The organism is Klebsiella sp. DY2415 (genome assembly GCF_026314315.1).
Classification (GTDB): Bacteria; Pseudomonadota; Gammaproteobacteria; order Enterobacterales; family Enterobacteriaceae; genus Klebsiella; species Klebsiella ornithinolytica.
On sequence record NZ_CP111116.1, the window covers coordinates 114,610 to 141,595 of the forward strand.

The window sequence follows — 26,986 nt, forward strand, 5'->3', positions numbered from 1 at the left end:
GCCGCTAAGGCCCCGGAAATCACGCCCTTTACGTCGTAAACGCCGTAAAGCCCGCTCACCGGGGTTAAAAGGGATTACTTTTACTTCTTCATTGCTGTAAGCGGGTTAAGGCTAATCAGGGCAGGGGGTAGGGTGGCAGAGTTTATAGCCAGGTAACCGGCTACGCCGGGCTTTCGGCGCCATTTGACTCCACAGACACATGTAACCTCATCTGGCGCCTCCATGCCGCTGACGCGGCATCCAGAAGTTTCCCGATGCTGTAAGTCTTAACGTCTGCTTTGTGCCAAAAGCGGAAATAACTAACAGCAGTCTGTGTGAAAATACGGGGAGCAGGTTAGTACTCCTTAATTACGCCCAACTGGTCGATGTTGGTGATGTGGAAAACCACGATAAGAGGTGTCAGAAATCGACTTTAATACATCCGGTCTCAAAATGGTCGATTAAGACTCTATATTTCAGACTATTAGTCTCTAAAAGTGGTTTTCCACACGGTTGACCTTCAAACAACATTAAGTATTGATTCAATCCTTTTTTTTGCCTGACTGGTCAGGCGCTTAATTCCAAGCGAGCGGGTCATTTCCTGTATCTTATTGTCACCTTTAATACTCAGCGCCAGTGCGCGCAATTCCTCACTAGGGATCGCGTCAACCTGGCGAATGTCGTTATCCGTGGCAGGCAAACGAAACGCATTCCAGTCAGCACGTTGCTCAGCGGACAGCCAGACGAAGTTTTCACCTGAGTGATCGGCTGCAAGGTGATAGTGTTGATCCACAATTTCCATTACGCGTTCACGTATCAGTCTGCCAGCGCGAGTGAAGCCGTGTATACGTGCGATGCGTTGCACAAGCGTTGTATCCAGAACGGGTGATTCACTTGTTACCACCGCTTCAATGAGGGTTTTAAGTGTCTCATCATATTCAGCGATATAGAATTGTTCTGCATCTGTCCTGTCGTGCCATTCCTGAAGATCGTTAACGACATACTTACCGGCATGCGCTGGCTTGTTGTTATTCTGAGAAGCTGTAGATGCATACTTCAACTCAGTGCCACCATCATCTTCGCTTACTTCGGCGGGAGGCGTGATGATAGGGTTTACTGACGTGGATATTTCTTCATCATTAGCGACAGGTGTAATTTCAGATACCAGTATGTCTTCACTGGCATCATTGGTTACGTGACCGATGACTGGCGTAATCTGCTTTTGTTTTTCTGCTTCAGCAATCAGTGCGGCTTCCGCTGCTCTGGATTCCTCCAGCAGGCGATTTATTGCTGTATCCAGCCTGTCGAGTGCACCTTCTTTATCAATCCACCATTCAGTTGACCAGAGGCGCAGTAATTTCCAGCCCAGGCCCTGTAGGATAGCGCTGCGGACTTTATCGCGATCGCGTGCTGTTGCTGCGCTATGGTAAGTGGCACCGTCACATTCAACACCGACAAGATAGTCGCCAGGCTTATCCGGATGAACGATCCCCAAATCAATACGGAAACGGGATACGCCAATTTGCGGGACAACATGCCAGCCTTTTCTCCTCAGACCATTTGCTACTGCCTCTTCAAACGGTGAGTCATAACCGCCTACAGACCCACGTACTGCCTGAGAAAGAGCTTCAGGGCCGCGCTGGGCAAACTCAATAAAGTGTTTGAGGTCAGCAACCGCGCGGGCGCTGGTCCGATTAAGGTCGATGAAGGAAGGATCGAACGAGCTGAAGACCATCATTTCCTGTCGCGCACGTGTGACGGCAACATTCAGCCGGCGCCAGCCTCCCTCGCGATTAAGCGGGCCAAAATTCATCGACATTGTATTTGCGCCCGGCTCAGTCGGGCCGTACCCGATGCTAATTATGATCAAATCGCGTTCATCCCCCTGAACCGTTTCGAGGTTTTTAACCACAACAGGTTCTTCCAGTTCAGACTGGAAGAAGGGTTCAATTTCAGGGTGATGCTGTCTGGCACGGTCCAGCAGATCGCTGACTAGCTTTTGCTGTTCAGTATTCAGCGTGATAATGCCTATCGATCTGCCTGATGCAACGAACTCTTTATCAGTCAGCCGCTTCACCGTTTCAGCGACGATCGCTTCTGCCTCGACCTGATTATGACGTCCTTTCCCTTTAGAGTAGACGCCTGTAACCTTGCACCACTGGACAGCACTTTGCTTTGTTTCGGAAGCGGGGAACGTAATCAGGTTGCTGTCATAGTAGCGATGGTTGGAGAAGGTAATCAGGCTTTCATGACGGCTCCGGTAATGCCAGCTCAGGCTGTGGTTATACAGGCCGGCAGCAAGACACTCATCCAGAATGCTTTCCATATCTTCTTCAGTATCATCGTCCGTGTCATTAGCTGCACGATTAAAGAAGCTGGTTGGCGGCATCTGGCGGGGATCACCGGCGATTACCACCTGTTTGCCACGCGCCATGGTGCCGATAGCATCCCACGGGGCAATCTGTGATGCCTCATCGAAAATCACCAGATCAAACAAGGCTTGGTCGGAGGGCAGGAACTGGGCGACTGAAAGCGGACTCATCAGCATGCAGGGGGCAAGTTTGGCCATGGCATCGCCCATTTCGGCTGCCATCTGGCGTACCGGTTTATGACGACGGGATTTCTGTAGTTCATGTTTAAGCAGTGCAAAACCACTCTGCTTGCTGACCTCATTTTTTGCAGGAATGACGCCACATAAACGAGCACGGATATAGCGTACTGTCAGTTTGGCCAGACGATCGGTTTGAGCACGGTAAGCCTCAATATCACTCATGTGCTCAGCCGGCACAAAATTGTGCAGCAGCGGCTCTGAATCGATCATCCACGATGCAAACCAGCGGCAATAGGCAGTTTCAAAAATCTCTGCAGCGCTTATTTCTCCTGAGTTAAGATGGATCAGCGCGTTGATCACTGGCTGCAGGCCATGTGAAATCGCTTCCTCACGTACACGGCTCCAGTCACTCCAGGCTTTAAGAGCAGACTGATGTTGCAGGATATTGAGTGCGCAGTCACGCAGTGCCGGGAGCGATGGTTTGTCCTCAGCTGGTTTTATCAGATTGCAGAAGCTAACCTGTGCATCATTGAAATTGGCGATTGCTGTGCGCAGTTTCCGAGTCAGGGCGGAGATAACACCCTGCGAACCGAGAAGGTCATTGGCATCAATAATCAGATTTTTTACAGCAGTGCGGCTCTCGACCAACTGCTGTGGCGAAGAAGCAAAACCACCAAGCGAATTGCGGATAGATTCTGCAAGTTCCAGGGTGGTCTGCAACTGTGCAACGTTGGTATCCAGCCCAGCCCATCCCGGCAGGGATAAAGTGACAGAGTTAAGCTCGGTCAGACGTTGCAGCAATGTCTGCAGAGTTTCAGCAATGGGGAGATCAACGGATAAGTCGGGAGCTGACGTTAGCGAGTATTGTCGGATAACTTCACCAATGACTTTCTTGCGGGCACTGGTCGCAAAGAACCAGAATTTTTTGTCAGCGACGTCAAGTACGTTTCTGATCTGCGGAGCATTAACGTACTGCCAGCTGTTACCAGGGTAGGTAACTGACAGATTAGCCTTTGTCACTTCAATCTCTTTCAGGAGGTGAACGGCTTTATTCGCTGACTCTATACGGCTTGTGGCATCCGGTGCGAACATGAAATTCAGATCAATGCCGTAAGCTTCCGTCAATAATTCACAGAATGAAGTTAGTTGCGACAGTCTCTCGGGCTCAGTAGAGTCCAGAGTAACTCCCGTCGCCTTCAGTAATTCCTCGGTGGCGTTTTCAAGGTGATCGATGATTGCAGGCAATGAATTTGCTGCAGCAATGAGAGAAGACTGCCACCCATTGGTCCAGTCAGCCTGCGTGATGAGGTCAAAATGATCGCCGTGCTGTTTCCAGGTATCACGGTTCAGCTCCAGACGTTTTACTATCTCTCTGAACTGAGTCATCTCTGAAGAAGAATGCAAAGTCGATGCAGGCCAGCTAAAGTGCGGCGTGGCGCTACTTGCATCCCTGATAACCGTGCCCATTGCCTGATGGAGCGTTAAGCCATTTGGCCAGCGCAGATGGAGCAAACGGACAACCTCATTGAGTTTGTCTCGCAGGTGCTGCACCTTGGCCGCTTCTTCCTTCCACTCCGAGGTAGTCAGTAGATCACGCGCATCCCATGCCCGCTCTAGCTGTTTCAGAAAATCCATCTTGGACGTTTTACTCGAGTGCAGTTCCAGACAAAATTCACCGAGTCCCTGAGCCTCAAGCCTGCGATAGACCACATCCAGTGCCGCTTTCTTCTCAGCAACAAAAAGTACGCGCCTTCCCAGCGCAAGATTATGCGCGATCATATTGGCTATGGTTTGCGACTTACCGGTACCGGGGGGGCCATCCAGAACAAAATCCCTCCCTTTTGCAGAGGCTACAACGGCGGCGATTTGCGAGGAATCTGCAGGCAGCGGTAGGAAAAGATCCTGCGTATTGACGTTGTCATCGAGTTCCTCAACGTTGATGACTTCTCCGCTCTTATCCAGAACGGCATTGTCCTGGCCGCGTTCGATGAGATACTTTACCAGCGCACTTTGCATCAACTGAGGTGCCCGATCGATTAGATCTTTCCACATCAGATATTTGGCAAAAGAGAATGTGCCAATCACGACATCACGGGTGACTTCGAAACCGGGTATGTCGCGCACAGCACGCCGTACCATATTCCAGATGCCATCCACATCAACACCACTTTCATCGGTGGGCAGATCGCCATCGAGGCCGTTAATTGTCAGAGCAAAGTCATTATGTAGCAGTTCAAGCAGAGTAAGGTTGAAGCGGGGCTCTTCTTCCAGCAAACGCATGGACACGCCCGAAAGTACACTTTTACGGTCAAGCTGAATCGGCAGTAGTATCAGTGGAGCTGAGTAACTTTTGGGATCATCAGCGGATTTTTTCCATTTAAGGAAGCCCACAGCGAGGAAAAGAGTGTTGGCACCACCTTCCTCCAAATCACTTTTCGATTTTCGATAGAGGTCGATTAGGGATGACTCGAGGCGGTATTTTTCCATTGCGGAGACGACTTCACCGCGTTCCAGCGCAATCTGGGCGTATTCTTCCCGCAGGTTCTCGTTTGTGAGCTGCTGATAAAGTTCGGCATCGCGGCCTCCACTCTCTAGATCAGGGAGCGGGACAATGCGAATGCGTTTGCCTTCAGCTAGCTTATCTTCAAGATGGCCCGGATTCGCACAGATCAAACGAATGCCTTTAGCGCTTTCAGGCAGGTGTAACAGGCGGTTACGGGTGGTTAAGTCCAGAAGTTTTCGTTGCCATTGTACAAGCCGGCCCCCAGCTTCTTTTTCGCCAGCTGTTTCAATATCAATGTCAACATCAGGGAGAGAGGGTGCGTCCTCAAACCCATGAGAAATAACCTCCTCAGCATCAGGCTGTCCTTCAAGGCGAGTGACACCCAGAGCCAGTGGCCGAATTTTCTGCATCCGCGCGCGACGCGAATCAATGGCTGCGTGAAAAACATCCTCGTTAAGATACTTTAACGCTTCATCAGATGCCTGAGTAAATGAAGGCGGGTGGGCTCTGGTCGCGAGAGTTGTCTCAAATACGACCATTTCTTTTAGGTCGACACGTTTGCGCACCGCAGAGACGTCTTCTGTCACTAGCTGCGAAAATTCCTGTGGTTGTAACCAGACGCCAGCAAACGCATGACCTTCACTGAGCATTAGCAGTGAATTCAAACCAATCTGTTCCAGTGCTGAAGCAAATAATAAGGTTGTATCCAGACAGGTCGCGACTTTTCCTTCCAGAATGATGCCTGGTGTGCGAATTTTCTGGCCATTCCGTTCAAAGCTGGCTGGGGGAAGGGCATAACTGATATTGAGGTTGCAGACAGCAGTCCAGAGAGCTGAGGTAATTTCCCAGACACGAGTTCTCGACTTGCTTTCATAACCATCAAGAGCGTCATTCTTGCCTGCACGGCGAAGGACATCAGAGGCTGCCTTGAGTACACGATCTACCGCCGGATCATTAGGAATGATAAATGAAGGGAGCAATTCAATCATTGCGCTGCCGCCCCATTCATTTTTCGCAAGTGCCTCAAGCGAATAATGAGTAATGAAGATTTCTTCCTCACCCTGGCACAAACTTATGGTGACTTCGCAGAGTACGCTTTCGGTCAGTTCGGCGAGCCATTTGGCATTAAGTTTGACATCCCGATCCCTGATATCCAGTGAAGTACCGGGAAGCAGGCGGTCGATATTCCATTTTTTATCTTCGAGCACGGCTGGCGCGGTCCGCAGATGCAGCGTCAGATCCTGAAATGTCTCTTCGGACTCATTATGCAAGATGAGCTCACGTAACAGCGGAACTGCATTCTGGTGTGATGTGAACCCCAGCTTGTGCGCGATACTCACCTGCGCTTTTATACCCATGAAACTAGTTCTCCTTAAGAGGAAATCACTCAAATATGCACAGTAGTGCTGACGACAGGAGACGCATTGAACAGGCAGAAAGCATCAGCAATTTGATTGCTCTGGCGGCGAGTATCAGAACAGGCGCGCAAGTACAGAAAGCATCATTCGCGGATTAGGTTGGGGGCGAAAGGTAGTGATTGTAAAAATCAATGCACGCTTCCTCTACCGTCAAGAGGTCGTCCCTAAGAATCATCTTAGTATTTTGCTAACATTAAAGTATAACGCGAACTTGATCTATAGATTAGGTCAGCCCAGTAATCTGAGGTGGGATAGCAATTTCAGAAAGATTTATGTTTTTGATAAATATATTTTTTTCTTTCATCCCTCGATTCACTTGTAACGATGAACAACAAAAAAAACAAGAAAAGATGATGTTCGATATAATATTTTGAAAAATTCCTGGATAACAATTGAATATATCTCTTGACCTGTTCCCTGTTGTTGAACAAGGCACTATTTTAATCATACCTTTGTCAAACTGTGAACTTCCGCTATTCGCTCATAACGGACTGCGCTCACTTATTGCAGTGAGCGTTACCTTGTGTTTAATGCCAGCCTGGTATAGTCAGGTTGACAGTACCGGTTTCAGGTCTTCGTCATTAAAAACGGTTCCGGTCTTCAGGACGCCATAACACCAGTGCACCAGTTTCCGCATCAGCGCGCCAATGGCCACCATTTTAGGTTTACCCCGCAGGCACATCTCATCGTAAATATTACGCATTCGCTTATTGTAGATTTTTCCGCACAGGGCGGACATGTAAAGCTTCGCTCTCAACTGAGGGGGGCCGATTTTCGACATCCGCGGCCGGCGCCGGACCGATGTGCCTGAGCGTTTCTCGATCGGCACCACGCCCAGAAAGGCGGCAGCCTGCTCAGCCGATACAAAGTTATGGCTGCGAAGCACGATCAGCATATGCATCCCCAGCTGGGGACCAACCGATTTAATTGAGGTCAGCAGTGTATAATCACGCCTCAGTGCAGGGCTGGCTTTGATATGTGCTTTTATCTGCCGCTCGATATTACTTATCTCCTCGCGCAGAAGCTGCGCCATACGCCTGCAGGAACTGATAATATCTGCAGGTGTGTCTGTCGACAGGTATTTTTCCAGTCTGTTCTCCTCACGCAGGGCATCACCCAGCAGAACATCCCGCCGTCGCAGGAGTGCACCGAGATATCTGATTTCGGGTGCCGGCGGCTCCCAGCGGTGTGGCTTCTTAAGGAATGCGTAACAGGCCAGCATATACGCATCCACCTTATCCGTTTTTGTCATGATTCCCATGCCACGCGCAAACTCCCGACTACGGTGAGGGTTGGCCAGAGAAACCCGGAAACCGGCATCATGTAATTCAGTGGCCAGCTGTTCGTGATAAACACCGGTAGCTTCCATTACCACATGAACATCTTCCGGACTGCAATGTTGAAGCCTGAGCCAGCGAAGAATATTTTCAACTGAATGTCTGTTATTCTGGATGTTACGGGTTTTTATGCGTCCTTTGATACCGTCATAAAGCATGCAAAGATCCAGGGTGTTTTTACTTACGTCAATGCCGACTGGAAACATGGTCAAACTCCTCTCACATAAACCGTCACGCCTGTTCGCCTTGTACATACGGAGTCGAGCTCCCGGTAACCGTTCAACCTGATGTGCTGGCGTGAAAGGTGAAGCGGAGGGCCATGTGCTGCAAATCAAGGTTCAGCGGTGCCGACTTTTCTGACCTTAAGGGAAGGGGGCGGCTCACTCTGCTTCAGTGGTGGTAGCTAATCACCACAAACTGTTAGATACAAGGGAGGGAGTCGGTGAGGCAGAACCTGTCAACACAGTAGCCGGCTGCGCCGGGCAACGGCGCCACTCACTATCAGAGTTGTACTCAACTGCTGCTGGCGCCTCCATGCCGCAAAGCGGCATTCAGAGAACTTGCTCGTCAGTCCAGGCTGTGTATTCAATTCAGGGTGAACGGTTCCGAATCCTTTCTGCTTCCGGTTAAGATACATTCAGGTTCTCGAAAAATAAGGGAAAACGTTCGTAGTGAATCTGAAGGAAAAATCGGCCCATCTGGCGTGGTGCGAGCTGGTTGCGCTGGCATTAGGTAGGAAGAACGGCGATATAGTGTCGCCAGTACAGTAAAATCTCTTTCTCACCAGGTGGCTGGCGACGGCGCTGAAGCAACGTCGCTTTTCGTGTGATATTACCCCCGACATCGAGTGGCTTCTGAAACTGCTGTGTCTCATTGAACGTGAGCCTGCACTGATTAATACATTGCGCGGTATTCTCGCTTGAACAAAACCAGCCCCTTCGCGCTGACGGGCCTGGTTTTGTTCTTCGGTGTACAGTACACCGTCTGACGACGGATTGCCTCCCTTTACCTCGGTGCATAGCCCTCTTCCGCCAGTGTTTTCATATGAATGGACTAGGAAATAAATTATGCTGACTCATTATTTCTGGCCATAAAGGTTCTGGCAGTGCCATCTTTCGGGTCAACAAAGGTAATATCTTCAGGATCACGACGAGGGCTGGCCAATGACAGAAATATTACGGGTTCTTCAAGAAGGGTTGGTAATGCATGGACAACATTACGCTCGAAAAAAAGCACGTGGCCGGGGGCAAATTCGGCTTCGTCACGAGGATCTTCCATCCAGAGCGTCCCCATGAATCCCTGAATAACCTGACGCCGGAGGATCACCTGCTGATGGCTGAAAAACCGGAACTCTCAAAAAGTGCGTGGAACTAAAACAGGTGTGCATTACTCCACCTCATGTTGAAGAGACCAGACTGCATCAGAAAATTGCACCATAACTGAGCAAGCCGCATCCCATTGGTGCAAAAGTGTCTCCAAAAATAAATAATCCATTGATTTAACTGTGCTTTAAAAATGGCATGAATTTTTCATGTCGGGTATATGCAAGCAGGGGCAACCCTTAAGCCTTGAATCCATTAAATATCGACAGGTAATGAAGCCTGATTGTCCTAATAAGGACAATCAGGCTTTTTTATTAATGCAGAGAGCAAACATACGTGCAAACTATTGATATTGGAATTTTGCTTTCCACAGAAGGTACCTACAGCCACCTGGCGAACAGCACACTGCTTGGTGCGCGCCATGCCTTAGAGGAAATCAATGCCGATCCTGCTTATCCTTTTCAGCTGCGGGCCCGACATATCAACCCTGCGGGTGAACTCGCAGCCTACAGTGAAGCGGTGAGCACCTTTATCGCTCACGGCATCCGCCATATCTTCGGAACCATTACCTCTGCCAGTCGGAAGGAGATTATCCCGGACCTGGAGCAGCATAACCTGCTGCTGTGGTATGGCTGTCCTTACGAGGGGTTCGAGAGCTGCGAGCAGGTCGTATATCTGGGCGGTTGTCCGAACCAGACTCTGCTGCCACTCCTGCGGCTGGCGCTGGATATGTTCGGAAATCGCTCCTGGCTGATCGGCTCTAACTACGTCTGGGGCTGGGAAAGCAATCGTATCGCCCGTGAGGTAGTGGAAGGTTCCGGCGGTACGGTGGTGGGCGAAAAATATCTGCACCTGAGAAACAGCAACGTGACCGAGTTGATTGAGGCGATTCTCAGCACAGAGGTAGATTTTGTGCTCAATAACCTGGTAGGCGAAACCTCTTATGCGTTTCTGCGCGCACTGGACGAGGCCTGTCTTCGCGATCGGCGGACGTTAGCGGTGCTCAGCTGTAATTTTACCGAAGCCGAAGTCGCCGAAGTCGCGCCACTAAGGGCGGTACGTTTGCTTTCCTGCGGACCGTTTTTTGAGAGCGTCGATCTCGATTTTTGCGCGCGGCAGCACCTGCAACATGGCGCACAGCGCATCTCCCACTACTATATCGGCGGCTGGCGGGCAGTAAGGCTGTTTGCCAATAGCCTGCGCGAGGCCGGAAACAGCGAGCCGGGTGCGGTGCTGGCGGCACTGCATCGTCAGCACGACGTTGATTCTCCGGGCGCTCGCTCAGTAATGGCTCGAAACAACCACGCCTGTTTGCCCTGCTACATCGCTGAGTTGCAACAAACTTGCTTTCAGATACTGCATCGCGAACCGCTGCCGGTTATGCCCGATCCCTATCTCTCCGCGACCGAGCTACGTGAAAGCCGAACGGTTGCAGCCAGACCTGCTCTGAGGATTGTTAAATGAAAACGCTGCTGTCCCCGGATTTAGATGCTCAGCCGCTCCTGCTGGTAGACTGTGAAGCAAGGAGTCGCGAAGCGCTGGAAAAAAACCTGACGCGGATGGGTATCCGCTGGCATCACCTGACCGGAGATGAGGCTTTACCTCCTCTCACCCCCTGTGCAGTACTGGTGGAACTGGAGGCATTCGCCAGCCCGCTAACCCTGAGCCAGATCAATCTGGCGGGAATACCGGTGATCGCGCTGACCTCACATGAGGGACTTTACCAGGTACAGCGCGCGCTGGAGTTAGGGGCAACAGCGCTCCTTACCAAGCCTATTACACAGCGAGCCATCTATACCACCCTGATGATGGCAGTGGGGCTGCGTCAGCAGTTGCATGACATTCAACAGCAACAGATGTTACTGTGCCAGCGTCTGGCAGCAATGCCGCAGATTACCCAAGCTCTGGCGGCCCAGATGCAAGCGGAAAGTATTGATGAACAACAGGCATGGGTTCGCCTGCGCTCGGAATCAATGTGTACGAACCAGTCGGTGGCACAGGTGGCGCAGAAGTGGCTGCTACGAATGTCGTCCGGCAAGCGGGGAGCACAATGAATAGAGTCGGATATTTTCTGCGCCGGCCAGCCCTGCTGCTCTCGCTGCTGTTTATTCTCCTGGTGGTGATGAGCGCGCTGTTTGCCCCCTGGCTCACCCCCTTCGATCCCGATGAACAGTTTGTCGAGGGACTGAGCCTGGAAGGCGCACCGCTTTCTCCCAACAGCACTTACTGGCTGGGAACCGATCTGCTGGGACGCGATCTCTTCTCGCGTTTAATTTACGGAGCTCGTACTTCGTTACTCATCGGTGTTGTCGCCAACGGCACTGCAGTACTGATCGGCGTCCTGGTAGGGCTTAGCGCAGGTTATCTGCAGGGGCGTATCGGAGGGCTGCTGATGCGCTTTACCGATCTGATGATGGCGTTTCCCGCACTGCTGCTGGCGATTGCCCTGGCGGCGATTTTCCAGCCAAGTGTCTGGATCGTGTCCCTGGTGATCGCCATGGTGAACTGGGTGCAGATCGCCAGGGTTATCTACGCCGAAACTAGCGCGCTTAGCGCCCGCGACTTTATCGCCGTGGAACGCACCCTGGGGGCCGGAACGTTGCGTATTCTCGGCGTGCATTTAATTCCACATCTGGCGCCAACGGTGCTGGTCTGGGCCACACTAGGCATCTCCACCACAGTCCTGCTGGAAGCTACTCTATCGTTCCTCGGGGTGGGGGTACAGCCGCCAACGCCGAGTTGGGGCAACATCATCTTTGAAAGCCAGAGCTATTTTACTTCGGCTCCCTGGCTGGTGTTCTTTCCCGGCGCGGCGATTGTGCTGCTGTCGCTCTCTTTCAATATCGCTGGTGACGCCCTGCGCGACGCCCTCGATCCCGGCTTAAAAGGACGAAACTAATGCTATTTCTGGGAAAACGTCTGTTGCATGCCGGGCTGATCCTGCTTGGCGTTACGTTGATCTGCTATTTGCTGCTGTTTATGTTGCCCGCCGATCCAGCGCGCCAAATCGCCGGGCGCAGTGCCACGCCGGAAGTAGTCGAAAACATCCGCCATCAGTTGGGGTTGGATCTGCCGTTTTATCAGCAATATTGGCGTTATCTGCAGGGACTGCTGCACGGCGATCTGGGACGCTCGTTTATTCAGCGCAGCGAAGTGAGTGAACTGGTTTCCGCCCGTATCGGGCCGTCACTGCAGCTGATGGCGGCGGGTATTCTCTGCGAGTTGGTACTGGGGATCGCCCTCGGCACCCTGGCGGCGTTAAAACGCGGCGGGCTGGCGGACCGGCTTCTGATGGCGCTCTCCTTTATCGGTGTTTCGGCGCCGCAGTTCATCGCCGCGATGCTTTTTCTCTATCTTTTCGCCGTGGTACTCAACTGGTTCCCGATGGGAGGCTATGGCGGCTTCAGCCATCTGGCGCTACCGGCGCTAACCCTCGGCCTGCTCGGCAGCGGCTGGTATTCACGCATGTTGCGCTCGTCGATGATTGAGGTGCTGCATCAGGATTTTATCCGCACCGCGCGGGCCAAAGGGCTGGGCCGAACCCGCGTACTGCTGCGTCACGTGCTGCCGAATGCCGTGCTGCCGCTAATTCCGATGATAGGCATTGATATCGGCATTTTTATGGGCGGACTGGTGGTAGTCGAATCGGTCTTTGGCTGGCCGGGTATCGGTCAGCTGGCCTGGCAGGCGATTCAACAGGTGGATATCCCGGTGATTGTCGGGGTAACCACCGTGTCAGCGGTTGCCATTGTTGGCGGCAACCTTATTGCGGATCTGGTGCTGCCGTGGGTCGATCCGCGCATTGATGTCAAAAAGTAGCAGGGGAAGATTATGAAAAATGCGTTATTGACAATGGCGGTGGCCGCGGCCTGTTTCTCTTATGGCGCGCAGGCTGACGAGAAGACCGGCGGCGATATCGTGGTGACCTACCAGAACGACGTGGCGACCCTCGATCCGGCCATTGGCTATGACTGGCAAAACTGGTCGATGATCAAAAGCCTGTTCGACGGCCTGATGGACTATCGTCCCGGCACCACCGAGTTGGTGAACGACCTGGCGGAGAGCTACGCCATTTCCGAGGACGGCAAGGTCTACACCTTTGTGCTACGCAAAGGGGTGAAATTCCACAACGGCCGCGAGGTCACGGCGGCGGACGTGAAATATTCTCTGGAACGCACAGTCAACCCGAAAACCCAAAGTCCGGGCGCCGGGTTCTTCAGTCCCATCGCGGGCTATGACGAGGAGGCCAGCGGTAAAAGCACGACCCTGAGCGGTATCGAGGTCGTCGACGATCATACGGTAAAAATCACTCTGAAAGAGCCCAACGCCACCTTCCTGCATGTGCTGGCGCTGAACTTTGCCTCGGTGGTTCCCCGTGAGGAGGTGGAGAAATGGGGCGCCGACTTCGGCAAGCATCCGGTCGGCAGCGGCGCGTTTGAGCTCCAGGAGTGGAAGCTGGGCCAGGAGCTGATCTTCCGCAAAAACCCGAACTACTTTAAAGCCGGCGTGCCGCGGCTGGATCACATAAAGTTCGAAATGGGACAGGATCCCTCGGTCGCTCTGCTGCGGCTGGAAAAAGGCGAAGTGGATATTGCCGGCGACGGCGTACCGCCCGCACAGTTTCTGTCGTTTAAAAACAACCCGGCCTATAAGGGCCTGATGGTCACCGGCGACCAGTTGCAGACCGGCTACGTGACGATGAAAACCACGCTGCCGCCTTTCGATAATCTCAAAGTCCGCCAGGCGGTGAACATGGCGGTCAACAAAGATCGCATCGTGCGCATCATTAATGGACGCGCGGCGCCGGCCAACCAGCCACTGCCACCCGCCATGCCCGGTTATGACAAGGCATATCAGGGTTTCAGCTACGACCCGGCAAAAGCGAAGCAACTGCTCAGCGAAGCGGGTTTCCCCAACGGTTTTGCTACCGAACTGTACGTGATGAATACCGATCCGCAGCCGCGTATCGCCCAGTCTATCCAGCAGGATCTGGCCAAAGTGGGCATCCACGCCAGCATCAAATCCCTGGCGCAGGCGAATGTGATTGCGGCGGGCGGCTCCGCCAGCCAAGCGCCGATGGTCTGGTCCGGCGGCATGGCGTGGATCGCCGATTTCCCGGATCCCTCCAACTTCTATGGCCCGATCCTCGGCTGCGCCGGGGCGGTAGAGGGCGGCTGGAACTGGGCGCGCTACTGCAACAAAGCGCTGGACGCGCAGGCGGCCGCGGCGGACAGCATGGTGAAACCCGACCAGCAGGACGCGCGCATTGAAGCCTGGCGCAAAATCTTCATCACTGCAATGGATGACGCGCCCTGGGTGCCGGTATTCAACGAGAAGCGCTACACCGTACATTCCGCACGCATGGGGGGCGAGGACGCGCTGTATGTCGATCCAGTGCATGTACCAGTCAACTACGACTATATCGGACTGAAATAATTTGATGGCGCCGGGACGGCGCCGCTGCTTAAAGGAGAGTCAGGATGTGCCAAAATTGTCTGGTGAAGACCATTCATCATGCTCAACATCATTTCGGCTGGGATAACAGCCTGAGCCCGGTCCTGCACGTAGCTTCCGGCAGCCAACTGGAGTTTCACTGCCTGGATGCGGCTAACGGCTGGTTCAACGCCGGTTCTACCGCAGCGGATATCCCAACGCTGCCGTTTGATAAGCTCAACCCGGTCAGTGGCCCGGTCTATGTGGAAGGCGCTCAGCCGGGCGATGCGCTAAAGGTGACGCTGGAATCCTTTCGTCCCAGCGGCTTTGGCTGGACTGCGAATATCCCGGGCTTCGGCCTGCTGGCCGATCAGTTTTCTGATCCGGCGCTGACGCTGTGGCAATATGACCGCCAGGGCTTAACCCCCTGCGCCTTTGGCCGATATGGCCGCGTACCGCTGAAACCCTTCGCCGGTACCCTCGGCGTCGCTCCCGCCGCCGCGGGCCATCATTCGGTGGTGCCGCCGCGCCGCGTGGGCGGCAATCTGGATATTCGCGATCTGGCCGCTGGCTGCACATTATGGCTACCGGTGGAAGTAGAAGGCGCGTTGTTTTCTATTGGTGACACCCACGCCGCGCAGGGCGATGGTGAAGTCTGCGGCACGGCGATTGAAAGCGCGATGGACGTGGTGGTGAAGCTGGAAGTGGTTAAAGATATGCCGCTGAAAACGCCGCGTTTCGCCACCCCTGGCCCAGTGACCCAACATCTGGATCGGCACGGCTACAGCGCCTTCACCGGCATTGGCCCTGACCTGATGACCGCCGCCCGCGACGCGGTAAGCTATACCATCGATGCGCTGTGCCGCGAACAAGGGATGTCGGCGGAAGAGGCCTATATGCTCTGCTCCGTGTGCGGCGATCTGCGCATCAGCGAAATCGTCGATCGGCCTAACTGGGTGGTGTCGTTCTATTTTCCCAACAGCGTGTTTAATTAGGAGCGTTATGTCAGCAGTCCTATTTCCGGCGCCGCTGCTCTCGGTCGAGCGCCTGTCGATCCAGTTTGGTACACAGCGGGTGGTGGATGACGTCAGCTTTGCGCTCTGGCCGGGAAAAACTCTGTGCATTGCCGGCGAGTCGGGCAGCGGTAAATCGCTGACTTCGCTGGCGATCATGGGTTTGCTTCCGGAGGAGGCACAGATTCCAGGCGGCGCGATTATTTTTGATAACCAGGATTTGCTCAGCCTGCCGGAGCGGCAAATGCAGCTGCTGCGCGGCAAGTCGGTTGCCATGATTTTTCAGGAACCGATGACCTCGCTCAATCCGCTGATGACGGTGGGCCAGCAGCTGGAAGAGACGCTGCAACGCCACGAAGTGCTGGGCCGCCGTGAACGGCGCAGCCGGGTCAGCACGATGCTGGACGCGGTCAAAATCAGTCATGTGGAGAAGCGCCTGCAACAGTATCCGCACGAGCTTTCCGGCGGTATGCGCCAGCGGGTGATGATCGCCATGGCAATGCTGTGCCAGCCACAGGTGCTGATTGCCGATGAGCCGACCACGGCCCTCGACGTCACTATTCAGGCGCAGATCCTCGAGTTGATGCGCGAACTGCAGCAGGCGTTTTCCACCAGCCTACTGTTGATCACCCACGATATGGGAGTGGTGGCAGAAATGGCCGATGATGTGCTGGTCATGAGTCACGGCAAAATCATGGAGCAGGCTCCGGCAAAAACGCTGTTTACCTCGCCGCAGGCGGCTTATACCCGCCAGCTGTTGCAGGCGGTACCGGTGCTGGGCCAGGCGCCCGCGCTGGCGCCGGTCGAGGCGACGCGACCGTTGCTCAGCGTCCGCGACCTCAGCGTGCGCTTTCCGGTGCGCGGCGACGGCCTGCGCGTGCGTCGCGAAGTCCATGCCGTCGATGGCGTCAGCTTCGATCTTTTCCCCGGCGAGACGTTGGGCATCGTCGGTGAAAGCGGCTGCGGTAAATCGACGACGGCAAAAGCTCTGATGAATATGGTGCCATTTAGCGGCAGCGCGCAGCTTAACGGACAGGAGCTGCACGGCCTGAAGGACGAGGCGTTAAGAGCGGTACGCCGCGATTTGCAGATGGTGTTTCAGGATCCCTGGGCGGCGCTCAATCCGCGCAAAACTATTTTCGACCTGGTTGGGGAGCCGCTGCTGATTCATGAGCAGATGCCCGCAGTACAGCGCACGGAGCGGGTGGCGCAGCTATTGCAGCAGGTCGGCCTGCCAGCGGAAGCGATGCGGCGTTATCCGCACCAGTTTTCCGGCGGCCAGCGCCAGCGCATTTGCATTGCCCGCGCGCTGGCGCTGAACCCGAAAGTGATCATCGCCGATGAATCGGTTTCCGCGCTGGATGTTTCAGTACAGGCGCAGGTGCTGACGCTGCTGGAAGATTTGCGTCAGCGCTATCGGCTCAGCTATCTGTTTATTTCCCATGATATGGCGGTGGTGGAGCGCATCTGCCACCGGGTAGCGGTGATGTTTGGCGGCCAGCTCGTGGAGATCGGCCCACGAGATCGAGTGTTGCACCATCCGCAGCATCCTTATACTCAGCACTTGCTCAGCGCCGTTCCTATACCTGACGTTCAGCAAAGACGGCAACCCCGAGCCACCAGCGCAATGCCGATAAGACCAGAACCGATCAAACCCATCGGCTATCAGAGAGTACCGCAGCGCTTTACCGATTTTGGCGACGGGCACCTCGTCGCCTGCTGAACAAAAAAGCATTCAAACCGGCGGATTTCCGCCGGTGGCGACACTGTTGCTACACAACCCGACGAGAGGCCATTAAACTGGAAAAGTTAGCACATAGCAGGACATAGAGCCGGTCTAAAATGCCCTAAATGCAACGTACCGTATCTTTTATTGTTAGACAAAACCGGAGGTAAACATGCTTAAACCGTCTTCTCCCTAGTGGTGTGATCTCACCACGCGGGAATTCAGTAAACTGGATATGGCGAATATCGTCGCAGTACTACCTATTTGCGCCGTAGAACAACACGGACCTCATCTGCTGGTTCAGGTGTTTGCTGTCATTAATGCCAGCATTATTGAGCGAGCTGTAGAATTACTGCCTGCCAATTTACCATGCTGGTGTTGGCCACTTTGCCTGTAGGTAAATCTGACGAACACCTAGCTTACCCTGACACACTTTCGTTGCCATATGATGTTCTGGGGAAAGTGTGTTTTGAAATGGCTAAAAGCGCCTGGCGCACAGGTATTCGCAAGATCGTTTTCTGGAATTCACAAGGCGGCCAGCCCTAATTGATGGAAATGGTTTGTCGCCAGCTGCGCATTGAATTGGAGATGTTTGCCGTCGGTGCCAGCGGCTTCCGCCCCAAGACCTCCGAGGTGTAAGGCGCGTTGAATATCGGGAAGAACCGGCCCGAGGCTCGTAATGGGGGCGCGCAGATTCGCGCCAATCAGCACAATGCTGACGTACAAGCCCCAGCGGGAAGTTGTCCTAGTGGGGTTGGAGGGGGAAAGCGCAGAAGACACGGCAACCTCATAACATCAACGAGCCACAAGTGACGTAGCCCTAGTGATGCGTTGGTTGACGTTAACGCTTACGCGAGATTCGGAAGATAGGAGACGGATCCGTATATCACCACATCCCTTAAAACCCGGCGATCAAACCAGCGCCGGACCGGAGTGTCCTTGACTACACCTCGCCCGAAAGGGCGAGATAGCGGGGTAGAGCTAACCAGGACAGGGGGCAAACGGGCAGAATTTATAGTCCGGTAACCGGCTACGTCGGGCTTTCGGCGCCATTTGACTCCACAGACGCATGTAACCTCATCTGGCGCCTCCATGCCGCAAAGCGGCATTCAGAAGACTGGCTGCGCACTGCTCGCCAGTCCGGACCTGATGTTCAGTCCAGGGGCTACGGTTCCGGATGAAACCCGCTTCCGGTTAAGATATATTCAGCTCCCAAAACAAAGGAAAAAACTCCCCAGTGAATCTGACAGAAAAATCAGCACATTTGGCGTGGTGCGCCTTGGTGGCGCTGGCGTTAGCCAGGCAAAACGGTGACGTTGTGTCACCGGTACAGGAAAATCTCTTTCTCACCCGCTGGCTGGCGACAGCACTGAAGCAACGTCGTTTTTCGCGTGACGTGGCCCCTGACATCGAGTGGCTTCTGAAACAGGGCCGACAGCTGGGCGTCAATGCTAAACTGGCCCGTAAGCTGAACTACCTCTGGCGTTCCAGCTCCGGGGAGTTGTCTGCGCAGAATGACCTGTTCCGGTTGACCCATGCTCTGGAAACGGCGAAAGATATGTGCTGGAACTACCGACTGTTGAGCGATCGGGAATGGTCCGGCCGGAATGCAGTTACCCTGAATGACAGCATAAACGGCATTTATCTTTCACGCTCCAGTCTCGATGCTGCTTTTGATGACGATGGTCGACAGATAAATCCTTTGATAGGGGTCCGCTTGGAAAACGGAAAATATCCTACGTTAAGCCTGTTTTTTGAGCTGGCATGACGGGCAGTTGTGAGCGATAAGCAGACCTTCATTAAGCAAACGGAGGTTGATATTTTCCTGTTGAGGAAAAGTGCTTATAACTACTCATACTAAATTTTAGCCTTAGCGCATTTGGCTAAGAATGATACGGTCAAACGGCTTTGTTGAATAAATCGAACTTTTGCTGAGTTGAAGGATCAGATCACGCATCCTCCCGACAACACAGACCGTTCCGTGGCAAAGCAAAAGTTCAAAATCACCAACTGGCCCACCTACAACAAAGCCCTCATCAACCGTGGCTCCCTCACTTTCTGGCTGGACGATGAAGCGATTCATGCCTGGTATGAGTCGGCAACGCCTTCATCACGGGGAAGACCGCAGCGCTATTCTGACCTTGCCATCACCACCGTCCTGATGATTAAACGCCTGTTCCGGCTGACCCTGCGGGCTGCGCAGGGTTTTATTGATTCCATTTTTGCCCTGATGAACGTTCCGTTGCGCTGCCCGGATTACAGCAGTGTCAGCAAGCGGGCAAAGTCGGTTAATGTCTGTTTCAAAACACCCACCCGGGGTGAAATCGCACACCTGGTGATTGATTCCACCGGGCTGAAGGTTTTTGGTGAAGGCAAATGGAAAGTCAAAAATCACGGCAAAGAGCGCCGTCGTACCTGGCGGAAGCTGCATCTGGCCGTTGACAGCAGAACACATGAAGTCATCTGCGCGGACCTGTCTCTGAACAACGTCACGGACTCAGAAGCTTTCCCGGGTCTTATCCGGCAGACACACAGAAAAATCAGGGCAGCCGCAGCAGACGGCGCTTACGACACCCGACTCTGTCACGATGAACTGCGGCGCAAGAAAATCAGTGCCCTCATCCCGCCCCGAAAAGGAGCGGGTTACTGGCCCGTAGAGTACGCAGACCGTAACCGTGCAGTAGCGAATCAGCGGCTGACCGGGAGTAATGCCCGGTGGAAATGGACAACAGATTACAACCGTCGCTCGATAGCGGAGACGGCCATGTACAGGGTAAAGCAACTGTTCGGAGGTTCACTGACGCTGTGTGATTACGATGGTCAGGTAGCAGAGGCTTTGGGCATGGTGCGTGCGCTGAATAAAATAACGAAGGCTGGTATGCCAGAAAGCGTGCGTATTGCCTGAAAACCCGGTCAGCTACAGAGTCACTCGTCCTGAAGCTGATTTATTCAACAAAGCCTCAGATCACGCGTATTCTGGACAGCATTGCACTGTTCCGAGGCTATCCGGCGACGATAAGAACTGACCAGGGGCCGGAGTTCACTTGCCGCGCACTGGATCAATGGGCTTTTGAGCATGGTGTTGAGTTGCGCTTAATTCAGCCGGGTAAGCCAACGCAGAACGGATTTATTGAGAGCTTTAACGGACGATTTCGCGATGAATGCCTGAATGAGCACTGGTTCAGCGATATCGTTCACGCAAGGAAAATCATTAATGACTGGCGGCAGGATTATAACGAGTGTCGTCCACATTCAGCACTGAATTATCAGACGCCATCAGAGTTTGCAGCACGGTGGCGAAATGGAAAATGTGAAGGTAAACAAACCGACCTTACTAACTGACGGTTGTATCTAATCCTGGGGGCAGGTCACTCGCTGTACGCTTACGGAAGAACTTCTCCGGGATGTGCTGTTTCAGGCGCACCACGATGTCCCTCTGCGTCAGCGTCTCTGTGGCCAGCTCGCCCGTGTTGTGGTCGTGGTAGCGAAAGCTCAGCGTGGCACTTCCGGCGTAGTGCGCCAGCCGGGAGCCCGCTATCGGCGGCTTTTTCAGGTAACGCCCCAGGTATTTCACGGTGTTTTTGCCACCGTCCGTCTTTTTTGACATGTAGACGTGCCAGTAGTCGCCTCCGGCCGTCAGTATCAGACTGCGCCATTGTGATTCGGTGGTGATATGTGACAGGGACGGCGGCAGGGCCACGCCTTCGAACCAGACGCTCAGCAGAAGCTGGCGGATATTCCACATCCAGCGGGCGCGCATGGCATCCTTACGGAAGATGATTTTCTTCCACTTCCCGTGCTCATCGATACCGCCACAGGTGACGGAGACGTGGACATGAGGGTGCCAGTTCTGCCTGATAAAAATGTCAGGGCAGGTCTGCGCGAATACGCCTCATTGTCGCTACATTTTCTCCCTGGCATATAGCGAATTTATTGCCAACGCTGCCGCTGCGGTGCGATTGTCCACACTCAGCTTTGGAAATACAATTTCAAGGTGTTTATTCACGGTTCTGGGGCTAAGGTTTAAAATATCGCCAATTTCGCGGTTTGTTTTTCCCCTGGCAATCCACAGGAGGACTTCGGCTTCTCGTTGCGTCAGCCCTAGGTTGTTTTTCAGGCGTTTCACCGCTTCGACTTCTTCATGTCCTTTGATCTCTTCAATACGTAGCAAACTTTCTCCTTCAGCGGTCCGGCGTGAAAGATAGAATTTCAGAGCGATGCCTTGCGATGAAAGATCTAATGGTATTTTTAAACCTTCCGTATTGTTCAGCCAACCGATGATCCGGTTTACTATTTTTTTATTGGGTTCATACCCGGTATCGCTGAAGTTTTTCATCAGTTGCCATGCATTGGGCGTGGCCCAGCGTAGTTGCCCCTCTTTGCTAAAAACACATAAGGTCTGGCCAACGGAATCCATCGCGCTATAGGCACTGACCGTTAATTTTGAGTTCCGCAAGTGGGTACGCATTCTGACAACCAGCTCTTCCGTGCGTATCGGCTTAATTACGTAATCGACCACCCCGGCATCAAATGCATCAACGATATTCTGCGTATCACTCAGGCCTGTCATGAAAATAATCGGGGTATGCCGCAGCCCCGGATTTTGCCGCAGGCGCTTACTGGTTGAAAACCCATCCAGATGCGGCATTACGGCATCAAGCAGAATGATATCCGGGGTTATCTGGCTGGTTATCGAAAGGGCTTGATTACCCTCCAGAGCGACCAGAACGGTAAAACCGGCTTCATCAAGCGTGTCATTCAACATACTTACCGTGTTGATATCATCATCGACGATAAGTACCGTCGGCTTTGCTATTGCCATTTTTCTCTCCCTCCGGGCGTTCAAGACTCTCGACTATCTCTTTGAATCGAAAGCGCCTCAGCAACTCGGCAAATTTTTCGCCCTCGGCTTTGCTGATCTGGTTAGCGGAAATATGTTTGTCCAGCAGTTCACGAAACCCTCTCACATAACCCAATCTGGCCATCTCTTTTAACGACTCAATCTGGACACGGGTAAGCTGCGAGCGTGGTTCATGTATTTCCGGCTGCTTTGGCGGCTGACATTCCGTGCGCCACTGGAGATGCAATATTTCACCGATGTTCTCCAGTAGTAAAGGGAAACGCAGCGGTTTAACCAGGTAGCGAACTTCCCCTTCGCCAGTGAAATGGCGGCATTTACCCTCATCCGCTTCCGCAGAAATCATAATTACCGGCGCTAATTGTCCCTTATTACGTAACTGACGTAGCAGTTCCCACCCCGACATTTCAGGCATTGCAACATCCAGAAGAAGAAGGTCGATATGATTTTGCCGGGCTAAATGTAGCGCGACATGACCATTTTCGGCTGTTAGCAGCGTGAAGCCTATGGGCGTGAGTAAATCCATCATCAGCTGCCGATGGGATTCATCATCGTCAACTACCAGCAGGGTGTGTCGCTTGCCTGGATATCCGGTGATTACCGCAGGCTCGGCGGGTTGGTAGGCATCCCCGCTATAGCTTGGCAGCATCAGGGTGAGTTTAAACGTTGTGCCTTCGCCACGGATGCTTTCCACCTGGAGATCGCCACCCATGATATAAGTCAGAAGCCGGGTAATCGTCAGCCCAAGGCCCGTCCCGATCCGACGACTATCGCCGGATACGCGTTCGAAAGGCTTAAAGATGCGTTCCAGGTTCTCAGGGGCGATGCCGATGCCGGTATCGTGAACCGAGAAAAACGCCACCTCGCTACGATACTGGAAATCGAGGGTTACACTGCCTCTGTCCGTGAATTTAACCGCATTAGAAAGCAGATTGATAAGAATTTGCCGGAGGCGTTTCTCATCCGTCATCACCGCCTCGGGCAGCCAGTGTGGGGCGTTGTAGTGAAATGTCAGTCCTTTATCGCTGGCCTGTTGTTCAAACATGGCGACCAGTTGCTGCACCAAATCGCCAATGCGCACTTCTTCACGATATATTTCTAATTTTCCCGCTTCAATTTTCGAAATATCCAGTAATCCCTCAATTAGATTAGCCAGATGCTCGCCGCTTCTGCGCATAATACCGATACCGCGCTGCCGGGCTGGGGGGATATCATCAGCACGTTCGAGTAATTGCGCATAACCCAGCATCGCATTGAGCGGCGTTCTGAGTTCATGAGTAATGCCGGTGAGATAGCGGCTTTTGGCCTGATTAGCATCGTCGGCATCTTCCTTTGCCTGCTGCAATTGCCGGTCCGTCGCTTCATGGGCAATAATTTCTTTCATCAGACGGTCGCTTTGCAGGCGCAATTCCTCTTGCGCAATCTGGCGACTTTTATTTGTCAGGACAAATAGCCAGGTGGTGACGCCGGTTACGATAAGCAGGATAAAAAAAACTTTCCATAACGCCGCGGCGAGAAGGTCCTGCTCGCTGCCGAATTCATCGCGCATCTGAGCGAAAACCAGCATCAAAAGCAGACCGATGACGGAACTGAATAACAGCAAAATGCTGATAAAACTCCACACTCTGGGATCAATTTTGCGTAATGATTTTTCTTTAATAAATATCCCGATAAGCTTTGAAGCCTGTTCCGTATAGCGCGCATGAGGTTTGCAAGTATCGTTGCACTGGACATCGAGAGAACAACATAGTGAGCAAATACTGCCCTGATAAAAAGGACAATAGCTCATCTCTGGTTTTTCAAAATAATTACCGCAGACACAGCATTCCGTTGCCGTGACCTGCACCGGCGTCCGGGAAAAATAGTAACGTCCGCGAGTCAGCCAGGCGATGAAGGGGGCGGTGATAAACGTCAGACACAACGATAACATTGAGGCAAAAACCTGTAGAGGATGACCAAGCCATCCCATCCAGGCTGAGAGACCGCAGAGCATGGCGAGCGTCATCGAACCGATGCCGACAGGATTGATATCGTAGAGATAGGCCCGGCGAAACTCTATTTCCGCTGGTCGTAATTTAAGCCACTTATTTAACGTGAGATCGGCAACCACGCTGCCAAGCCAGGATGTGGCCGCCACCGCATAAATGCCCAGGATATCCTCAAATACGCGATAAACGCCAAGTTCCATCAATAACAGAGCAATACCGACATTAAAAAACAGCCACACGACGCGCCCTGGATGACGATGGGTCAGGCGCAGGAAAAAATTAGACCATGCGATCGAGCCGGCATATGCATTGGTGACGTTAATTTTGAGCTGGGAGAGCACCACAAAAATACCGGTTAATGCCAGTAGCGTTGATGATGAATGGGTGACATAGCTAAATGCCACCAGATACATATGGGTGGGTTCGCTGGCCAGTTCCGCGCCGAGTCCGTAATTAAACGCCAGCACGGCGAGGAAGGAGCCGAGCAGGATCTTGATGGCGCCGATGACAACCCACCCCGGACCTGCGGCAATTACTGCGCCATACCATCTCCAGCGGGCCGGATGTTGTGGCTTTGGTAAAAAACGAACCTGATCGACCTGCTCTCCCACTTGACTTACCAGTGAGAGCAGTACGGAACAGACGGCGCCGAGCTGAAGGAAATCGAAAGAACCATCGCGGGCTGTAATAAAACCAGGGAAGTCGATCCAGTTTTGCAGCACATGATGTTCACGTATTAAAATGAAAATAAAGGGTAATAGCTGTAGCGCCAGCCAGCAAAACTGGGTGAACTGCTGAAAACGGGAAATAAAAGTGAACCCCCAGGTGACGAGGGGAATAACAACAACGGAACCAATCAGATAACCAAAGTGCAATGGCAGGCCAAACAGCATATTAAGCGCCATCGCCATAATAGCGGCTTCCAGGGCGAAAAATATAAAGGTGAAAGAAGCATAGATTAACGAGGTCACCGTGGAACCAAGGTAGCCAAATCCGGCGCCGCGGGTCAGCAAATCAATATCCAGGCCGTTTTTTGCGGCATTAATGGCAATCGGCATTGATAGCGCAAAGATAATAATGCTAACTAAGATAACCGCCACCACCACATAATTAAATCCATAGGTTAACGTCAGCGCGCCGCCAATGGCTTCAAGCGCCAAAAAGGTAATTGCGCTGAGCGCTGTCATAACAACTCGCTTTGCGCTCCAGCGTCGTGCCGAGACCGGCGTATAGCGGAGCGCAAAATCCTCGAGAGTCTGATTGGTCACCCACTGGTTGTAGCGTCTGCGCGATTTAAACGCCTTTTGCTGAACGGTCATTCACTGCTCCTGAAATGATAAAAATGCTGAACTTAACCACAGGCGCGTCTTAGTATTTTCTTGTTATCGCGCACGTGAGCATGTCTTGATTATGAGAATTAACCAATACGTTAAATGACGTAGCCGCTGCGTTACCTCGCGCATTGTTGGATTGATGGACTCTCTCGCATGATAGCCCCAGTTGAGATGAACCATAACGATTATGAGGGCTACCATGAACATTCGTGATTTACCCCAGCCATATAGCAATATGAAAATCCCGAGCCCAGGCCGGTTTCACCAGGCGTGCCTCAAAGCGAAACTTTTGGCGATTGCCGGCCTGATGATGGCAGCTAATACGGCCATCGCCGCCCCGGCGACGTCAGTGGTTAATACCACGGGCCTGGCGGTCACCGACAATAGCGTCAAGGTCGGGATACTGCATTCATCCACAGGCACGATGGCCATCAGTGAAACCGGCTCGATTCAGGCTGAAAAGCTGGCTATTGAGCAGATTAACGCTGCCGGAGGGGTACTGGGGAGAAAAATTGAATATGTACAGGAAGACGGGGCCAGCGACTGGCCGACCTTTGCAGAAAAAGCGCGTAAGTTACTGGTCAGTGATAAGGTCGCCGCTATCTTCGGCGGCTGGACTTCGGCTTCCCGCAAAGCCATGCTGCCGGTACTTGAGCAATATAACGGCATGCTCTATTACCCAACCTTTTACGAAGGGCTTGAGCAATCGCCAAACGTTATTTATACCGGACAGGAAGCTACTCAACAGATAATCTCCGGCATTGATTGGGTAGTTAAAAATAAACATGCAAAAACCTTCTACCTGCTTGGCTCTGATTATATTTGGCCGCGTACTGCAAACAAAATCGCCCGTCACCATATTGAAAAGCTGGGGCTGAAAGTCGTTGGCGAAGATTATTACCCACTCGGTAATACGCAGTTCAATTCGGTTATTAACAAAATAAAACTCAAGAAGCCTGATGTTATCTATGCCATTGTTGTCGGCGGTTCGAATGTGGCCTTCTATAAGCAATTGAAGGCGGCGGGGATCGATATGACGCAGGAGAAACCGCTGCTGCTGACCATCTCCGTCACGGAAGATGAGATCCGCGGTATTGGCGGCGAAAATATCGTCGGCGCCTATGCCTCGATGAAGTATTTCCAGAGTATGGATAATCCGGAAAATAAAAGCTTTGTAGCCGCATTTAAAAAGCGCTGGGGTAATGACATGGTTATCGGCGATGTCACTCAGGCGGCCTATCTTGGCCCATGGTTATGGAAAGCGGCGGTTGAGAAAGCTGGCTCGTTCGACGTGGACAAAATTCGTAAGGCCTCGCCCGGTATTGAGTTCAAAGATGCGCCGGAAGGGTATGTACGCATCCATGATAACCATCATCTGTGGTCCAAAACGGTTATCGGTCGCGCTCGTGCGGATGGGCAGTACGACGTGATTTATCAGACGCCAGAACTTATCGAACCGAACCCATTCCCGAAAGACTAACCGACGCTTCCCCCCATATAGCGTGGGGGGTCTTTGACTTCACC

Annotated in this window: 16 protein-coding genes and 4 pseudogenes; 15 read left to right on the top strand and 5 right to left on the bottom strand. The window is 52.9% G+C overall.

Going from position 1 to position 26,986, the window contains the following annotated elements; translation table 11 throughout:
* Positions 1–499: 499 nt before the first annotated feature.
* Both OQV00_RS26905 and OQV00_RS26910 read right to left on the bottom strand, forming a co-directional pair.
* Complete coding sequence (locus OQV00_RS26905; protein ID WP_152309095.1) at positions 500–6,391, bottom strand: DUF3320 domain-containing protein; 5,892 nt, start codon at positions 6,389–6,391, stop codon at positions 500–502.
* A 607-nt stretch (positions 6,392–6,998) separates the two neighbouring features.
* Complete coding sequence (locus tag OQV00_RS26910) at positions 6,999–7,994, bottom strand: IS110 family RNA-guided transposase (RefSeq protein ID WP_032731913.1); 996 nt, start codon at positions 7,992–7,994, stop codon at positions 6,999–7,001.
* A gap of 465 nt (positions 7,995–8,459) precedes the next feature.
* On the opposite strand from OQV00_RS26910, the pseudogene OQV00_RS26915 reads away from it, so the two are divergent.
* The 14 genes and pseudogenes from OQV00_RS26915 to OQV00_RS26980 all read left to right on the top strand — a co-directional run.
* A pseudogene (locus tag OQV00_RS26915) lies at positions 8,460–8,648 on the top strand (DUF2913 family protein); the annotation flags it as partial.
* A 412-nt stretch (positions 8,649–9,060) separates the two neighbouring features.
* Positions 9,061–9,162 (top strand): annotated as a pseudogene (locus OQV00_RS26920) (integrase); the annotation flags it as partial.
* 284 nt (positions 9,163–9,446) lie between these two features.
* Positions 9,447–10,574 carry a transporter substrate-binding protein gene (locus OQV00_RS26925; RefSeq protein ID WP_004118840.1) on the top strand — a complete coding sequence of 376 codons (1,128 nt, stop codon included), beginning with the start codon at positions 9,447–9,449 and terminating at the stop codon, positions 10,572–10,574.
* Positions 10,571–11,164: an ANTAR domain-containing response regulator gene (locus OQV00_RS26930; protein ID WP_266280900.1), complete on the top strand. Its 594-nt coding sequence runs from the start codon at positions 10,571–10,573 to the stop codon at positions 11,162–11,164. Before OQV00_RS26925 ends, OQV00_RS26930 begins: the two co-directional genes overlap by 4 nt.
* Positions 11,161–12,009 carry an ABC transporter permease gene (locus OQV00_RS26935; RefSeq protein WP_004118228.1) on the top strand — a complete coding sequence of 283 codons (849 nt, stop codon included), beginning with the start codon at positions 11,161–11,163 and terminating at the stop codon, positions 12,007–12,009. Before OQV00_RS26930 ends, OQV00_RS26935 begins: the two co-directional genes overlap by 4 nt.
* Positions 12,009–12,929 (top strand): ABC transporter permease, encoded by a 921-nt coding sequence (locus tag OQV00_RS26940; protein WP_004118227.1) that lies wholly within the window; start codon positions 12,009–12,011, stop codon positions 12,927–12,929. Before OQV00_RS26935 ends, OQV00_RS26940 begins: the two co-directional genes overlap by 1 nt.
* A gap of 12 nt (positions 12,930–12,941) precedes the next feature.
* On the top strand, positions 12,942–14,546 hold the full coding sequence (locus OQV00_RS26945; RefSeq protein ID WP_004152278.1) for an ABC transporter substrate-binding protein: 1,605 nt from the start codon (positions 12,942–12,944) through the stop codon (positions 14,544–14,546).
* Positions 14,547–14,590: 44 nt separating this feature from the next.
* Entirely contained in the window at positions 14,591–15,538 is a 948-nt protein-coding gene (locus tag OQV00_RS26950; protein WP_004118225.1) for an acetamidase/formamidase family protein, read from the top strand.
* 7 nt (positions 15,539–15,545) lie between these two features.
* On the top strand, positions 15,546–17,279 hold the full coding sequence (locus OQV00_RS26955; RefSeq protein ID WP_004118832.1) for an ABC transporter ATP-binding protein: 1,734 nt from the start codon (positions 15,546–15,548) through the stop codon (positions 17,277–17,279).
* 238 nt (positions 17,280–17,517) lie between these two features.
* Positions 17,518–17,679: a creatininase family protein gene (locus OQV00_RS26960; protein WP_266280911.1), complete on the top strand. Its 162-nt coding sequence runs from the start codon at positions 17,518–17,520 to the stop codon at positions 17,677–17,679.
* A complete protein-coding gene (locus tag OQV00_RS26965) occupies positions 17,652–17,828 on the top strand; it encodes a creatininase family protein (protein WP_227599551.1) in 177 nt (58 codons plus the stop codon). Before OQV00_RS26960 ends, OQV00_RS26965 begins: the two co-directional genes overlap by 28 nt.
* A 691-nt stretch (positions 17,829–18,519) precedes the next feature.
* Positions 18,520–19,050 (top strand): DUF2913 family protein, encoded by a 531-nt coding sequence (locus OQV00_RS26970; protein WP_117681915.1) that lies wholly within the window; start codon positions 18,520–18,522, stop codon positions 19,048–19,050.
* Between the two features lie 168 nt (positions 19,051–19,218).
* Positions 19,219–20,187, top strand: a complete 969-nt coding sequence (locus OQV00_RS26975) for an IS5 family transposase (RefSeq protein WP_074463545.1) — start codon at positions 19,219–19,221, stop codon at positions 20,185–20,187.
* A 56-nt stretch (positions 20,188–20,243) separates the two neighbouring features.
* Positions 20,244–20,624: pseudogene (locus tag OQV00_RS26980) on the top strand (integrase core domain-containing protein); the annotation flags it as partial.
* A gap of 43 nt (positions 20,625–20,667) precedes the next feature.
* Here OQV00_RS26980 and OQV00_RS26985 read toward each other — a convergent pair.
* From OQV00_RS26985 to OQV00_RS26995, 3 genes and pseudogenes are all read right to left on the bottom strand, one after another.
* A pseudogene (locus OQV00_RS26985) lies at positions 20,668–21,138 on the bottom strand (transposase); the annotation flags it as partial.
* Positions 21,139–21,183: 45 nt separating this feature from the next.
* Positions 21,184–22,104 (bottom strand): response regulator, encoded by a 921-nt coding sequence (locus OQV00_RS26990; protein ID WP_004181990.1) that lies wholly within the window; start codon positions 22,102–22,104, stop codon positions 21,184–21,186.
* A complete protein-coding gene (locus OQV00_RS26995; protein ID WP_032435659.1) occupies positions 22,067–25,447 on the bottom strand; it encodes a hybrid sensor histidine kinase/response regulator in 3,381 nt (1,126 codons plus the stop codon). Before OQV00_RS26995 ends, OQV00_RS26990 begins: the two co-directional genes overlap by 38 nt.
* A gap of 322 nt (positions 25,448–25,769) precedes the next feature.
* Between OQV00_RS26995 and urtA the strand changes: the two genes are divergently transcribed.
* Entirely contained in the window at positions 25,770–26,942 is a 1,173-nt protein-coding gene (gene urtA, locus OQV00_RS27000) for an urea ABC transporter substrate-binding protein (protein WP_223176254.1), read from the top strand.
* The last annotated feature ends 44 nt before the right edge of the window (positions 26,943–26,986 follow it).

Bases quoted from the DNA above. Each gene is read 5' to 3' on its own strand.
- OQV00_RS26905 (WP_152309095.1), bottom strand. From the start codon at position 6,391: ATGGGTATAAAAGCGCAGGTGAGTATCGCGCACAAGCTGGGGTTCACA.
- OQV00_RS26965 (WP_227599551.1), top strand. From the start codon at position 17,652: ATGCTGGTGTTGGCCACTTTGCCTGTAGGTAAATCTGACGAACACCTA.
- urtA (WP_223176254.1), top strand. From the start codon at position 25,770: ATGATGGCAGCTAATACGGCCATCGCCGCCCCGGCGACGTCAGTGGTT.
- OQV00_RS26960 (WP_266280911.1), top strand. From the start codon at position 17,518: ATGGCGAATATCGTCGCAGTACTACCTATTTGCGCCGTAGAACAACAC.
- OQV00_RS26950 (WP_004118225.1), top strand. From the start codon at position 14,591: ATGTGCCAAAATTGTCTGGTGAAGACCATTCATCATGCTCAACATCAT.
- OQV00_RS26990 (WP_004181990.1), bottom strand. From the start codon at position 22,104: ATGGCAATAGCAAAGCCGACGGTACTTATCGTCGATGATGATATCAAC.
- OQV00_RS26935 (WP_004118228.1), top strand. From the start codon at position 11,161: ATGAATAGAGTCGGATATTTTCTGCGCCGGCCAGCCCTGCTGCTCTCG.
- OQV00_RS26930 (WP_266280900.1), top strand. From the start codon at position 10,571: ATGAAAACGCTGCTGTCCCCGGATTTAGATGCTCAGCCGCTCCTGCTG.
- OQV00_RS26955 (WP_004118832.1), top strand. From the start codon at position 15,546: ATGTCAGCAGTCCTATTTCCGGCGCCGCTGCTCTCGGTCGAGCGCCTG.
- OQV00_RS26940 (WP_004118227.1), top strand. From the start codon at position 12,009: ATGCTATTTCTGGGAAAACGTCTGTTGCATGCCGGGCTGATCCTGCTT.
- OQV00_RS26995 (WP_032435659.1), bottom strand. From the start codon at position 25,447: ATGACCGTTCAGCAAAAGGCGTTTAAATCGCGCAGACGCTACAACCAG.
- OQV00_RS26945 (WP_004152278.1), top strand. From the start codon at position 12,942: ATGAAAAATGCGTTATTGACAATGGCGGTGGCCGCGGCCTGTTTCTCT.
- OQV00_RS26910 (WP_032731913.1), bottom strand. From the start codon at position 7,994: ATGTTTCCAGTCGGCATTGACGTAAGTAAAAACACCCTGGATCTTTGC.